Origin of the sequence: Snodgrassella sp. ESL0253 (genome assembly GCF_013344965.1) — a bacterium.
Taxonomy (GTDB): domain Bacteria; phylum Pseudomonadota; class Gammaproteobacteria; order Burkholderiales; family Neisseriaceae; genus Snodgrassella; species Snodgrassella alvi_B.
In genome coordinates this window covers 148019-160816 of the sequence record NZ_JAAEDQ010000003.1, presented here as the reverse complement: position 1 = coordinate 160816, position 12798 = coordinate 148019, and the positions used below count along the sequence as shown (strand labels likewise).

Below are 12798 nucleotides of genomic sequence, written 5' to 3'. Positions count from 1 at the left end.
ATATTATATGGCAAGATAACAGTTTGAATGTAATAAATTGTAGAGTTACGGTAAGCGAAATGACCGAAAGTGAATTTTTACAGTATAGCGATGATCTGTTTGGCCACATTGAAGAGCGTATCGATGCCGGTGGCTGGAATCTGGATTGTGAAGCCAGTGGTAATGTGCTCACGATAGAGGCTGATAGTGGAGAGCAGATTATTGTTAACCGCCACGCTGCTACTCAGGAATTATGGATAGCGGCGAAAAGTGGCGGCTATCATTTTGCTTGCCAGCATGGGCAATGGCTTTCAGCACGGGACGGCAGTGAGTTTTTTGCGGTATTGAGTCAGGTATTATCTGCCGCCTGTGGTGATGAGGTACAAATTCTGGTATTAAACTGATTTTTGCTAAGGGGCGATTATGTTACACACCTTGATTAAACATGATTTAAAAGCATTACAGGCTTTTGTGGCTATTGTGGAATGTCAGGGTGTGACTGCGGCGCAGAAGCGGCTGAATATGTCGCAATCGGCCATCAGCACTCATCTGGCTCATCTTGAGGAAAGTCTGGGGGTGATTTTATGCCGGCGTGGTCGTTCCGGTTTTGCCTTGACTAAGGCGGGACATCAGTTATATGAAGCCTGTACTTTATTGCTACAGGCCACTAATGAATTTCACCGTGAAGTGCAGAATATTAAATGGCATCGTTCGGTATTATCTGGTACGTTGCGCATTGGACTGGTTGAGTATCTCTCAACGGATTTCCAACGTGTTCTCAATCAGGTTATTGCCAGTGCCTATCAGCATTATCCGGAATTACGCCTGTCGATAGATATCTGTGCACCACAGGATATTGAAATTGCTATTGCCAATAATCAGATGGATTTTGGTATTGGCTATTATTACAGCTTGCTGAAAAATCTACAGTATCAGCTGGTATTTGAGGAACGTGAGTATATTTATTGCCATGCTTCGCATCCGGCAGCCAAGGTTAAAGATTTAACCCTGAATTTACTGGCTGAAGACTATCAATGGGTAAAACGCACTTATGCCCGTCAACAAGAAGGAAATGCTTTGTTGAACGGCAATACAACCGCAGTGGCACATAAGCAACAGGCGACGCTGCTGTTTATTCTGGCTGGCAGTCATCTTGGCCTGTTATCGGAAGAAGTTGCCGAGCCTTATGTGCGCAGCGGCGTACTGGTACCTTTGCTGACTCAGCAGGCAACCAATATTGTGAATTATTTTGCGCTAACCCGTCCGACACCAGATCCGAGGGTAAATTGGTTTCTTGGTGAACTCAGTGGGCTATTGCCTTAATGCTAAAATAATATAGGCGTTGCTGTTAAGTGCTATAACTGATTTTTGGCGGCATAAGGAGTGATAAAGGTATCAATGGTTTTGGCTAGTGCTTTAAATATCGCCTGATGATAGGCCGGTGAATGTTGCATCTACAAAGCTGGATATTCAATGTACGACTGCGCCTCCCGCAATGCTTTAAAATTACCAATGCCGCTATTACAGTGTACGTTGCCCTGATGCAATTCTGCTTCTAAAGAAACTTTTAACGTCAGGCGACGATATAGTCTTTTCTTGAGCGGACGCTCAAGGTTATATTCAAATAGCGGAGTGCCAAACAGATTATCATGCCGGACAATGCCAACAAAGGCGCTTAACGGAGGTTTGGAGGCGGAGTGTTCTGTAGCCGGATAAGCGGCAAAATTGTTTAATTGATAATTCATGGGACGCAGACTGTAAAACTTGATAAAACCCAGTGGTTACATTATGCATAATCGGTTGCCGATGCTCCTGCTCGAGCTGGTTTTTCGGTAAATCGGTATCTGCCTGTAGGGCTGCGTGCGCAATGGTTGTTTGTGCTGTTTGGGGTAGCTGCTTTAGAAAGTGAATACCACTGCTGGCGGATGGATTACATGCAAGTACGTATATTTTGCCTGCTGAATCTTCGATGAAATCAAATTTTACCTGACCATGGTAGTAGGTTTATGCAGCAAAGTGTTCAACGAACTGGCGAATGTTTATTTTGTGTACCGAATCAAGATAAATGCCGGCACCTTGGCCGACGCGGTATTTAGGGTGTTAGCAGCTATGGGCAACAAGCTGACTATGCCGGATAATGCTGTAGCTACAATATTCTTTACCCTGCATATATTGCAGTGCCACCCAAGGTTGTTGTCGGATTGCATGGATTTGGCTGTACTCAATAGTTGGTGGACAGATCAGGGTACGCGTGGCAAATCGCGAATACGCTGCTTTAAATACCCATTGCTTATCATTTAAAAAATGCTGCAAACTCAGTTTGATTAGTTAGCAAAATCGTTTCGGGAGCAGCAGCCGGCCTAGTTTTGCGTAAGCAGGGCAAAAAAGCCTTTGTGATGTAGTTGCGTTAATAGTAAGTAGGCTAGTAAAGAGCTGGCAGAGGTAAACCTACTGAATAAGCGCATTGGCAGAAGCCAGATAAAACACCGCTTCGTAATTTGAAATGACAGTATCAATTTTCTGGCGTACCAGCAATTGTATCAATTGTTTCAGCCACTGTTTAGTCTGTTGTTTTGGTGGGGGCAGACGGGTATAAGTGCATGTATATCTGCTAAAACGGCTTAATGCGTAGCCTAAGCTTTCAGTCATATGTACCCGGTAGCCTGCCTTGGCCAGCAGGTGTGCCCATGGCAGACTGACAGGTGATCTGGCTCCCAGAATAAGAATATTATGCATAGCTGAGTATAATGCTTTAGATAGAAAATATTGGAAGAAACGAACATTCAATTATTCTGGCTTTTTACCCCTCTTCAATTATGGTTGGTTTAGTTGTTTATTTGAACCAATAAAAACTATAAAAAACAATATTCTACGACTAAATATTATTTAGTATTAACAAGAGTTTCACATACTGAGCACACCAACTTTATATCCTCTGCGGTAGTACGCCAGTTCACAAATGCCGCACGTATGCCTTTTTCATGGTTAAAAGTGGTTGGTGTCATAAATACAAGGCCAGTTTTATTTAATTTTTGCAGAAATTCAGCAGTGTCGCATGCTGCGGTAACTTTGAAGCAGACAATATTTAAACGTACCTCAGCCAATAATTCAAAATAACTGCTTTTACGTATATAGTTGCCAAATTCGTGTGCCAGCTCAATAGAGTTATCCACAATATACCGATACCCTTCTCTACCATAGGCTAACAGGCTGAATAACACCGGTAACGCTTTTAGTCTTCTGGAATTTTCTGGCAAAATATTCATGAAATTAAAATTTTCCAGTTGATTTTCCAGATAAGGAACGTTGCTATTTTTAAACTGATTAAACTGTAATTTGAAATGTTCCTTTCGCGTGAAAAAGCAGGCATTTTCGTAAGGTACGTTTAACCATTTATGACAATCTATGGCAATGCTATCGGCCATTTCCCAGCCATTGAGTAAATGCTGATATTGTGAAGAGCAGGCGGCAAATGCACCAAAGGCTGCATCAATATGAATCCAGCAATTATAGGTGTGTTTCAACTCCATAACTTCCGCAATAGCATCAAAGTCAGCGGTATTAGCCGTGCCCGCATTTAAAACCAGAATAAATGGTTGGTGCTTGAAATTATCTTCAATAAACAGGTTTAATTTGGCTACATCAATGGCTTCGCGCTGATTTGAAAGAGTAGGAATGGTAATCAGGTTATTTCTGCCTAAACCGAGCATTGCCAATGATTTTAATACGGATGAATGAGGTGTAGCCGAGATAACTGGCAGGGAGAGGTTTGTCAGACCATCAGCAGAAATATCCTGTTCAAGCTGCGCGCCAAACCACTGTCTGGCCACTGCCAGCGCAGAAAAATTTGCCATGGTCGTACCGGTGACAAATCCACCGGTAAATGTTCTTGGTAGATTGAATAAATCCAGTAGTAAATCAGTTGTCTGAGTTTCAATACGGGCAGATACATCACCCTCGCCATTGATAGCCTGAGTATTCTGATCGTAAATAGTAGCCAGAATATCGCCCATTATGGCTGCTGGGGTACTGCCGCCGGTAACAAAACCCCAATATCTGGGGCCGCTGGAAGCGACAATAAGCTCTTTAAACTGAGTATTAAATTGATTTAAGGCCTCTAATCCGCCGTGGCCTTGGCTGGGTAGGTCTAATTGCTGCAAACTATATTGATGTGGCTGAGTTAATCGACAACATGTTGGAATACTGTCGAGGTTGTTTAGAAAATCGATAGATTGATTAAAAGTATTTTCTAGCAGCTCATCGATAGTAGTTAAGTCGTTTTTTAATATTTTATTCATATTTCTCAATTATATAAATTTGTTGTGAATTGATTAGATAACTTTTTAATTATTGAAGTAATTTAAAACTTAACCAATAAAATTTTTGGATAAAACCATATAAATCTGCTTGATCATAGTAATAGACTTTTCTGGAAAGATTCAAGCAGACACCTTAAAATTAAAATCTGATTTGTATTCTAAAGCCTGTCTATCGTGAATGAATTTGATTTTATTCGTCAATACCTGCATCGTCAGCAGCAGGATAAGCAACTTATTCTGGGTATTGGTGATGATGCAGCTATCATACGGCCTCGTAGTGGCTATGATTTGCATTTCAGTACTGATATGCTGATAGGCGGAACACATTTTTTTCCGAATGTTGCACCAGCAGATCTGGCGCATAAGGTATTGGCTGTCAATTTGTCGGATATGGCAGCCATGGGTGCCAGCCCACGCTGGGCTTTACTCAGTGTGGCGTTGCCTGAACTAAATAAAGACTGGTTAGCAGCGTTTTGTGATGCTTTGTTTGCATTTGCCGCACGTTTTGGTGTAACACTGATTGGTGGGGATACCACCAAAGGCAACTGGGTATTTAATGTTAATATTATTGGCGAAACCCCATGCCAGCAGGCTTTACGGCGTGATGCAGCACAGGTGGGTGATGATATCTGGGTGTCTGGCCTGCTTGGATTGGCTGCGGCTGCTCTGGATATGCACTGGAATAAAGCTACCTTACCTGCAACGGTATTTGCGCAGTGTGAAGAGAGACGACTGCGCCCAGAACCGCGTGTAGCTTTGGGACAGGAACTATTGTCTCTGGCACATGCAGCACAGGATATATCTGATGGTCTGGCGCAAGATATCGGCCATATTCTTAAAGCCAGTAAAGTCGGCGCAGAAATTAATGCAGATTTAATTCCTACACTGACAGCGTTACAACAGCAGCCAGCGCTTATTCAGGCGCAGCTCAGACATTGGCTGTTAGCCGGTGGTGATGATTATGAGCTGGTGTTTACTGCCGCACCAGCGCAACGTGAGGCAATCATAGCCGCTGCAGAGAGAACCTGTACGCCTGTAACCCGTATCGGCGTTATTACCACAGGCACTCAATTACATTTACATGATCATGCCGGTAACGTGATACAACTACAACAACAAGGATTTGATCATTTTGGCTAATACTGAAACAACAATGACACCAGTTACGCCCACATGGGGCTGGCTATGTAAGCATCCTATCTGCTGGCTAGGCTTTGGCTTTGGTACGGGGCTGGCACCAAAAGCACCCGGTACATTCGGCACATTGCCGGCCATTCCACTGGCGGCATGCTGGTTGCTGCTGGATTTACCTTTCTGGTACAACATTGTATTGGCAGTGCTCTTGTTTCTGGTGGGTATTTTTATTTGTGATTACACCGAAAAAGCATTACACCGGCAGGACTATGGCGGCATTGTCTGGGACGAGATTGCTGCCATGATGCTGATTTTATTCTGTATACCAACGAATTGGATGTGGTGGCTGGCTGGCTTTGCGGTTTTCCGGTTCTTTGATGCAGTGAAACCTTGGCCTATCCGCTGGTTTGATGCGCGTATCCACGGCGGTTTTGGTATTATGCTGGACGATTTGATTGCAGCTCTGTTCAGCCTGCTGGTGTTATTGCTGGCTGTATATCTGCTGGTTTAATTAGGCAGGAGCGTTGAAAACAGTTAAACAGCTAAATTTTTAGCCAGTAAGCAGTTAGAATTAAGATATGCTATGCTCTAGCTACGGCTGTTATAGTCATAGCCGTTGATGATAATAAATGAAATATTGATTGGGAAAAGGAAACAGCATGAATAGTCAGCTTTGGTTATATGTGTCAATTGCTGCAGTAATCGGACTGTTGCTTGGACTTGGTTTGATGTGGTTATTTTTGCGTGGCGGTAAACAGCGCCAGCAGTATCAGACAGTGAAAGCCAGTTTTGATAACTATCGCCAGCAGGTAGACAAACATTTTATTGATACTGCGGGTGCTATAGATGAATTGAATCGCAGTTACCTGAAAGTATTACAGCAACTGAACGTTGATGCACAGCAGTTAATGGACAAAACAGCCATGCAGGAGCAGTTGCAGAAACGTGGCAACAAAAGCGTTACTCTGGCATTTATGACGCAGTCTGATAATAAAAATCCACAAACCGATGATTCGTCTGTACCTTATACTGATGTCACCGAAGCCGCAGTCATACCGATTAATGGTATGCCGGATCAGGTGCCTGACCGCATTGGACGAAATGTTGGACATGCACATGAACAGCTTACTCAGCCCAAGCATGTAGCGCATGACAATATAATAGAAGCCAAAGGCGAGGATTTACAGCAGAGTAAATCCTGAGCACCGTTTCTTCAAATGTTATCCATGCTATCAGGCTGTGACGGTATTATTGTCACAGCCTGATATTTTTATCACCCTCAACGCACAAATACGATATTGGCCGGTTTTTTCAGCCGCTGCTTCAGTAGCTTTGGTAAAAGGGGGTGGAAGTACCAGTGCTGTTCATCCAGTCGTATACAGCCGGCCTGTGCTTCTAAGACTACTTCTGTTGCTGTTATTGCTTCGATTTCAGTAAGCTGCAACTGATGCCATCTGCCCCAGTCACAAACAGGTAATAACGGCGCATATTGTAATACCCGCTCATTCTGTTTCTGTGTAGCTGCATCCAGGCGACAGTTGCCATCACATATTCCCGCTGCCTGATTCGGGCAGGGTTCATTGCGGCCAAGACTCTGCGGAGTGATATCCAGAACTGCCGGACATAAGCCATAACGACGTGCCCAGTCGGCCAGTGCCCGCTTGGCGGCACGTGGATGCATAAATAACCCATAAGGAGGTTGTGACAGAATACCCTCCTTGAGCGTAATAATCCGAGCCTGTAGCTGGCCATGATGGTTGGCAACAAAAGAAACTGTATACCATTTGGCTGGTGTAACTGTTTCGTCAGAATATGGCTGTGCCTGTTGTTGCAGTTGATAATGACCTTGCAGCCATAAGGCATGCAAAATGCTGTTAGCCGGAACAAAATCAATAGTACAGGTTTGTTGCCACTGCCTTTGCACATTTTTATTCTGTAATAGCGTGCAGGTATCAGTAAATGCCCGTTCCAGTACCATCATTACTGTTGCCTCATGTCGCTCTTGTTGCCACAGAACCAAACCCGGACTATCTGGTAAAGCATATAAATGCTGGCGTAATTCAGGTTTGAGCCATGCCGGCAAATAACCCGGTTTAATCAGTGCCTGCCATTGTGCCAGCCAAACAGGAGCAGTTTTTTCATGTAAACTGCATTGCAGAAACTCTGTCAGTGCCAGTACATCTCCCATTGCGCGATGACGTTCGATAGCGGCAATACTAATCGCAAAACGCTCAATAATGCTATCCAGATTATGTTTAAAGTGTTGTGGATATAATTTGCGTGAAAAGGGTACAGTATCCAGAGTTGGTGCAGCAAAGCTAATATGGCAGCGCGCGAAAGCATGGCGCAGAAAAGTATAATCAAAGCGGCTATTATGAGCTACCAGCAGGTGTCCACGTAACAACGGCAACAGTTCTCCGGCAATATCAGCGAAATTAGGTGCATTTTGCACCATTTCATTGCTGATGCCGGTTAACTGAGTAATAAAATCGCTAATGGACTGTTGCGGATTCAGCAGCCATTGATGACGACTGATATTCCCATGATGAAAGCGCAGAATAGCAATTTCAGTAATTCGGTCGTGCTCAAAGTGGCCACCAGTGGTTTCAAGATCAACAATGGCAACAGGCAAGGGCAGCGTAAACAGAACCGCTGCCAGCTCGGCAAATGCAGCGGCGTCATTATTAGCAACAATACTCATGACGCAAACACAAACGCAAAAGAGTTGCCATTTTATACCAAAATGTCTTGCTACACAGTCAATCTGCCATGCCAGTAATATTGGCAAAACCTTGGGCATCTGGCCAGACAGATTAATGCCAAAATTATTTATTGCTAAAACAATATATTGCTTATTATTGCTAATTTTTGGATATGACTGGTATTGACAGCGATGCCAATGTTACCTATACTGCACATCTTTCACGCACCCGTAGCTCAGTTGGATAGAGTATCTGGCTACGAACCAGAGGGTCGGGCGTTCGAATCGCTCCGGGTGCACCAGATTTCCGCGCCCATCGTCTAGCGGTTAGGACATCGCCCTTTCACGGCGGTAACCGGGGTTCGATTCCCCGTGGGCGTGCCAGTAAATAAGAAAAAGCCAGTTCAGCAGAACTGGCTTTTTCTTTTATCTCCTGATTGGTTTCAGCGCAATATAAAATTTAAGCTGATTTCAGAATCTTATCACGGTAATCCTGTTACCTGAATCTTGCCGTTAATGCTTAACGTTAACTGAGTTTCACCCGCAGCAATATCCTGAACCGGAGCAGTGTCTGCCGCACGACTTAACATTACCGGCGCCGCATAAGCACCATAATTCTGCGCATCCTGACTGCTACCCAAACTCATACTCACCACTTTGTAGTCATGTCCGCCCAGTTCGTGAGCAATTTGTACCGCACGTTGCTGAAAACGTGCAATAGCCTGCCGCGTTAGCTTTGCTTCATAATTTTGCAGCGTAGTATCCGCTACCTGATAATTAATAGCGACAATGACAGCCAGATTCTGAACATCAGCAGCAAACTTGTTCAGCGCAGACAAATTCGTGCTTTTAACTTGTAGCAGCGCACTGTCCTGCCAGCCATTATCTATGCGTTTATCTTTCTGATACTCAAATTTCGGTTCAACCGTGCGTGTCAATTGCGTTGTATTAAAATCATCATGCCGGCGTGCCGTAGCCAGAACCTGATTCAGGCGTGTGGTAACAGTATTGCTGACTTGCTGCCTATTGGTTCCCTGCTGCTGAATTTTTAACATCAGCACCATTTCATCACGAGCAACAGTTTGCGTAGCCTGTGCGCTTAACTCGACTATGCCATAATTCAATCCTTCTGCCAGACAATTAAAAGAACTGACAGACAGCAATACAGAGATCACATACGAGAAAAGACGTATATTCATTGGATAAACTCTTGTCGTAATCTGATTAAAACAGATTAGCAAAGCATTAGAATGAATACAACAATTAATTGATAAACAAGAGAAAATATGAACAACAGAAGACAGAAAAGAAGAAAGTCTGAGATGAGGGTGGCGAGCCAAACCCCCGGCACTGGTCGCTTTAAGATGGGCTGCTTGCTTCCGCACCTGACCCGTTGTCCTAAATAACCATGCGGGGAGACCCGCCACAGCAGCGTATTATACCGATAGTTGTATTAATTCCCAAATTTTTTCGCAATTTACTGGTGAATAAAAAATGCTGCTGTTAAAAATATAATTATTTCAAAGGATTATATATTCAAACTAAATACGGATTTTAGTTTTACGTGCACCATAATTTGGCTGCAGCAAGGCGCATTGCGGATGATTGTGGCGGCTAAAACGGCGCGCACGTCCCGGAATCTGCTGGCAGGGAACCACAACTTCCTTATTGTCCTGTACTTTATTGGTGTTATTCAGATTAGGTTTGGCTGCACGTTCACGCTGACGCGGTGCATCGCGCTCAACCTTAACTGATGAAGCCTGTGAGGCTTTATTTTCTGCCGGTGTCTGTTCCCACCAGTGTGGTTCAAAACCCTCAATCCGCTCAATCAGCAATTCATTTCCAGTTAAATCCTTAATGGCATTAAATACTTTCTGCTCCTGCTCATCCATCAGTGAAATGGCCACACCTTCAGCACCAGCCCGGCCAGTACGACCAATACGATGTACATAATCTTCCGCATTCAGCGGCAGTTCATAATTAATTACAAATGGAAGTTCGGCAATATCCAGACCACGTGCAGCCACATCAGTAGCAACCAGAACACGCAGACTGCCTTCCTTAAACTGTGCCAGCGTTTCCAGGCGGGTTTGCTGTGATTTATCACCGTGAATTGCCTGAGCACTGATACCACGACGGTTTAATTCCCGGTTAACCTGATCGACACTTTGCTTGGTATTACAAAACACAATTACCTGATTCATGTTCAGGTCGCTAATCAGTCGCTGTAACAATGAACGCTTGCGCCCGCTATCCAGAGCAATAATATGTTGTTCCACATTGGCAGAAGTCGTATTTTGTGCCGTAACCTGAATTTCTTCCGGATTACGCATAAAATCCTGAGCCAATCTCTGGATTGCCGGCGCAAAAGTTGCTGAAAACAGCAGCGTTTGACGTTGTGGCGGCAGCATTTGCATGATTTTGCGGATATCATCAATAAAACCCATATCCAACATGCGGTCGGCCTCATCCAGAACCACAATCTCCACCTTATTCAGCTGGATATTCTTTTGTTGTACATGGTCAAGCAGACGTCCTACCGTAGCAATAACAATCTCGCAGCCCTGACGCAAATCCTGCTTCTGAAGTTCCATATTCATACCGCCGAACAATACCGTCTGGCGTAAAGACAGATTTTTCAGATAACCCTGTACATTCTGGTCAATCTGGTCAGCCAGCTCACGTGTTGGCGTCAACACCAGCATACGCACCGGATGCATGGCCGGTGAAGTACTACTGTTAGCATAACGTTTCAGCCTTTCCAGACTGGGCAACATAAAGGCAGCAGTTTTTCCTGTACCAGTTTGCGCCGCAGCAAGTAAATCCATACCCGCCAAAGCTTTCGGAATAGCTGCATGTTGAATCGGTGTCGGTTCCTGATAACCCTGATCTGTCAGCGCAGAGACGATTTCCTGAGATAAACCCAGATTGGCAAAAGCATTCATATTAGACAACCTCCAGTTGCTGCCCGCAATGACATGCAACTGTTACGAATTCGATAGAATTGATGACTGTTCAAGCGTCAACATTTTTAAGAAGAGCACCATAACAATAGATATCAAACCATCACGTTATGGTCATAGCAACAATATAGTCACTTATGTAAACCAATAGTGTATCATCTTTATCAACCTGTTATAAACCTGACAACTATCTATCTAAAAATAAATAAAAATTCGTAAAATAGCCATCTGAAAGAAATAATTACAGTCATCCATAGCCAGCCACAGACGGGCATTTACCTCCTCACTAACAGATAACAAAATTGTAAAATTCAAATAGATAGCATAACTAAACTTTTGCTAAACACCTGACCATAGGCTTATGCGATAATTGATTTATTAAAGTTAATTACATAGCAAGCGAGCACAGCATCATGTCAGATGAAAAAAGTAAAGCACTGGCTGCGGCACTGGCGCAGATAGAAAAAAGTTTTGGTAAAGGTTCCATCATGAAAATGGATGGTAGCCATACCGACGAAAACCTTGAAGTCATCTCTACAGGTTCACTCGGGCTGGACTTGGCTCTGGGCGTAGGTGGTTTACCCCGTGGCCGTATCGTAGAAATTTATGGCCCGGAATCTTCCGGTAAAACCACCTTATGTCTGGAAGCTATTGCCCAATGTCAGAAGGGTGGTGGCGTATGTGCCTTTATCGATGCCGAAAATGCCTTCGACCCCATCTATGCACGCAAGCTGGGTGTAAAAGTCGAAGAACTTCTGGTGTCCCAGCCTGATACCGGCGAACAGGCACTGGAAATCTGCGACATGCTGGTACGCAGTGGTGGGGTAGATATGCTGGTAGTTGATTCAGTGGCTGCACTGGTACCCAAAGCTGAAATCGAAGGCGAAATGGGAGACAGCCATGTAGGTTTACAGGCGCGTCTGATGAGTCAGGCATTGCGCAAACTGACCGGCAACATCAAAAAAACCAATACACTGGTTATCTTTATTAACCAGATTCGCATGAAAATTGGCGTGATGTTTGGCAATCCCGAGACCACTACCGGTGGTAACGCCCTCAAATTCTACTCATCCGTACGTCTGGACATCCGCAAGATTGGTCAGATAAAAAAAGGTGATGATGCTCTCGGTAACGAAACCCGCGTCAAGGTTATCAAAAACAAAGTCGCCCCACCGTTCAAACAGGCCGAATTTGATATCCTGTACGGCGAAGGTATAAGCTGGGAAGGCGAACTAATTGATATCGGCGTGAAACTGGGGATTGTAGAAAAAGCCGGAGCTTGGTATAGCTACAATGGCAGCAAAATTGGTCAGGGTAAAGACAATGTGCGCCAATGGCTCAAAGATAATCCCGAAATTGCGAATGAAATTAACCTTAAAATTCGCAACAAAGTTGGCATCACCGCCCAGAACACCGAAGGGCAACTGGATGAAACTGACGGCGAAGCGCCTGCTGAAGAGTAAATTAGTAAAAAGCTGCCCAGATAGAGGCAGCTTTTTACTATCCAGCTACAGCAACCTGTGAGTTGACCCAGCTACTACACATAAATAATCCTAGTAAAAATAAATTTTTTGTCTGGCCTGAGATTTCACCGACAAAACACCCTCCAGTATCGGATTTCGGAATATAAAAATATATCCATTTAAAGCACTACAATTCATATCGCCTAGTGCCATAAATTAAGTTGTCCTATCCAGTCAAA

Annotated in this window: 12 protein-coding genes, 2 tRNA genes, 1 other RNA gene and 1 pseudogene; 9 read left to right on the top strand and 7 right to left on the bottom strand. The window is 44.1% G+C overall.

What is annotated here, in order from left to right:
• Positions 1–59 precede the first annotated feature (59 nt).
• Entirely contained in the window at positions 60–383 is a 324-nt protein-coding gene (gene cyaY / locus GYX26_RS03855) for an iron donor protein CyaY (RefSeq protein WP_174828187.1), read from the top strand.
• Positions 384–402: 19 nt separating this feature from the next.
• Positions 403–1302, top strand: a complete 900-nt coding sequence (locus tag GYX26_RS03850; RefSeq protein WP_100090179.1) for a LysR family transcriptional regulator — start codon at positions 403–405, stop codon at positions 1300–1302.
• Between the two features lie 131 nt (positions 1303–1433).
• On the opposite strand, the gene GYX26_RS03845 is transcribed toward GYX26_RS03850, so the two are convergent.
• The gene (locus tag GYX26_RS03845; RefSeq protein ID WP_174828186.1) at positions 1434–1724 is read right to left on the bottom strand and encodes a hypothetical protein; all 291 of its coding nucleotides are present in this window, start codon (positions 1722–1724) and stop codon (positions 1434–1436) included.
• A gap of 271 nt (positions 1725–1995) precedes the next feature.
• Here GYX26_RS03845 and GYX26_RS03840 point away from each other — a divergent pair, with 271 nt between their 5' ends.
• Positions 1996–2280: a hypothetical protein gene (locus tag GYX26_RS03840; protein ID WP_174828185.1), complete on the top strand. Its 285-nt coding sequence runs from the start codon at positions 1996–1998 to the stop codon at positions 2278–2280.
• A 147-nt stretch (positions 2281–2427) separates the two neighbouring features.
• Here GYX26_RS03840 and GYX26_RS03835 read toward each other — a convergent pair whose 3' ends face one another.
• Together GYX26_RS03835 and GYX26_RS03830 are read right to left on the bottom strand one after the other, a co-directional pair.
• Positions 2428–2715: a hypothetical protein gene (locus GYX26_RS03835; protein WP_174828184.1), complete on the bottom strand. Its 288-nt coding sequence runs from the start codon at positions 2713–2715 to the stop codon at positions 2428–2430.
• Between the two features lie 146 nt (positions 2716–2861).
• Complete coding sequence (locus GYX26_RS03830; protein WP_174828183.1) at positions 2862–4277, bottom strand: pyridoxal-dependent decarboxylase; 1416 nt, start codon at positions 4275–4277, stop codon at positions 2862–2864.
• Between the two features lie 195 nt (positions 4278–4472).
• Here GYX26_RS03830 and thiL point away from each other — a divergent pair, with 195 nt between their 5' ends.
• The 3 genes from thiL (at position 4473) to GYX26_RS03815 (ending at position 6634) form a co-directional block, all read left to right on the top strand.
• Positions 4473–5438 (top strand): thiamine-phosphate kinase, encoded by a 966-nt coding sequence (gene thiL, locus GYX26_RS03825; RefSeq protein ID WP_174828182.1) that lies wholly within the window; start codon positions 4473–4475, stop codon positions 5436–5438.
• A 13-nt stretch (positions 5439–5451) separates the two neighbouring features.
• Positions 5452–5943: a phosphatidylglycerophosphatase A gene (locus GYX26_RS03820; RefSeq protein WP_174828258.1), complete on the top strand. Its 492-nt coding sequence runs from the start codon at positions 5452–5454 to the stop codon at positions 5941–5943.
• A gap of 148 nt (positions 5944–6091) precedes the next feature.
• Positions 6092–6634 (top strand): ZapG family protein, encoded by a 543-nt coding sequence (locus GYX26_RS03815; protein ID WP_174828181.1) that lies wholly within the window; start codon positions 6092–6094, stop codon positions 6632–6634.
• A gap of 77 nt (positions 6635–6711) precedes the next feature.
• Here GYX26_RS03815 and GYX26_RS03810 read toward each other — a convergent pair whose 3' ends face one another.
• Positions 6712–8133, bottom strand: a complete 1422-nt coding sequence (locus GYX26_RS03810) for a PolC-type DNA polymerase III (RefSeq protein ID WP_174828180.1) — start codon at positions 8131–8133, stop codon at positions 6712–6714.
• Positions 8134–8358: 225 nt separating this feature from the next.
• On the opposite strand from GYX26_RS03810, the gene GYX26_RS03805 reads away from it, so the two are divergent.
• A tRNA-Arg gene (locus tag GYX26_RS03805) sits at positions 8359–8435 on the top strand.
• A gap of 7 nt (positions 8436–8442) precedes the next feature.
• Positions 8443–8517 (top strand) — tRNA-Glu (locus tag GYX26_RS03800).
• A 98-nt stretch (positions 8518–8615) separates the two neighbouring features.
• On the opposite strand, the gene GYX26_RS03795 is transcribed toward GYX26_RS03800, so the two are convergent.
• The 3 genes and pseudogenes from GYX26_RS03795 to GYX26_RS03785 all read right to left on the bottom strand — a co-directional run.
• The gene (locus GYX26_RS03795; RefSeq protein WP_174828178.1) at positions 8616–9332 is read right to left on the bottom strand and encodes an SIMPL domain-containing protein; all 717 of its coding nucleotides are present in this window, start codon (positions 9330–9332) and stop codon (positions 8616–8618) included.
• A gap of 128 nt (positions 9333–9460) precedes the next feature.
• An RNA gene (gene ffs / locus GYX26_RS03790) (signal recognition particle sRNA small type) lies at positions 9461–9558 on the bottom strand.
• Between the two features lie 287 nt (positions 9559–9845).
• A pseudogene (locus tag GYX26_RS03785) lies at positions 9846–11078 on the bottom strand (DEAD/DEAH box helicase); the annotation flags it as partial.
• 431 nt (positions 11079–11509) lie between these two features.
• Here GYX26_RS03785 and recA point away from each other — a divergent pair.
• Positions 11510–12559: a recombinase RecA gene (recA, locus tag GYX26_RS03780; RefSeq protein ID WP_100090189.1), complete on the top strand. Its 1050-nt coding sequence runs from the start codon at positions 11510–11512 to the stop codon at positions 12557–12559.
• Positions 12560–12798 lie beyond the last annotated feature (239 nt).

Coding starts and splice junctions, on each gene's coding strand:
- cyaY (WP_174828187.1), top strand. CDS start 60: ATGACCGAAAGTGAATTTTTACAGTATAGCGATGATCTGTTTGGCCAC.
- GYX26_RS03850 (WP_100090179.1), top strand. CDS start 403: ATGTTACACACCTTGATTAAACATGATTTAAAAGCATTACAGGCTTTT.
- GYX26_RS03845 (WP_174828186.1), bottom strand. CDS start 1,724: ATGAATTATCAATTAAACAATTTTGCCGCTTATCCGGCTACAGAACAC.
- GYX26_RS03835 (WP_174828184.1), bottom strand. CDS start 2,715: ATGCATAATATTCTTATTCTGGGAGCCAGATCACCTGTCAGTCTGCCA.
- GYX26_RS03830 (WP_174828183.1), bottom strand. CDS start 4,277: ATGAATAAAATATTAAAAAACGACTTAACTACTATCGATGAGCTGCTA.
- GYX26_RS03820 (WP_174828258.1), top strand. CDS start 5,452: ATGACACCAGTTACGCCCACATGGGGCTGGCTATGTAAGCATCCTATC.
- GYX26_RS03815 (WP_174828181.1), top strand. CDS start 6,092: ATGAATAGTCAGCTTTGGTTATATGTGTCAATTGCTGCAGTAATCGGA.
- GYX26_RS03810 (WP_174828180.1), bottom strand. CDS start 8,133: ATGAGTATTGTTGCTAATAATGACGCCGCTGCATTTGCCGAGCTGGCA.
- GYX26_RS03795 (WP_174828178.1), bottom strand. CDS start 9,332: ATGAATATACGTCTTTTCTCGTATGTGATCTCTGTATTGCTGTCTGTC.
- recA (WP_100090189.1), top strand. CDS start 11,510: ATGTCAGATGAAAAAAGTAAAGCACTGGCTGCGGCACTGGCGCAGATA.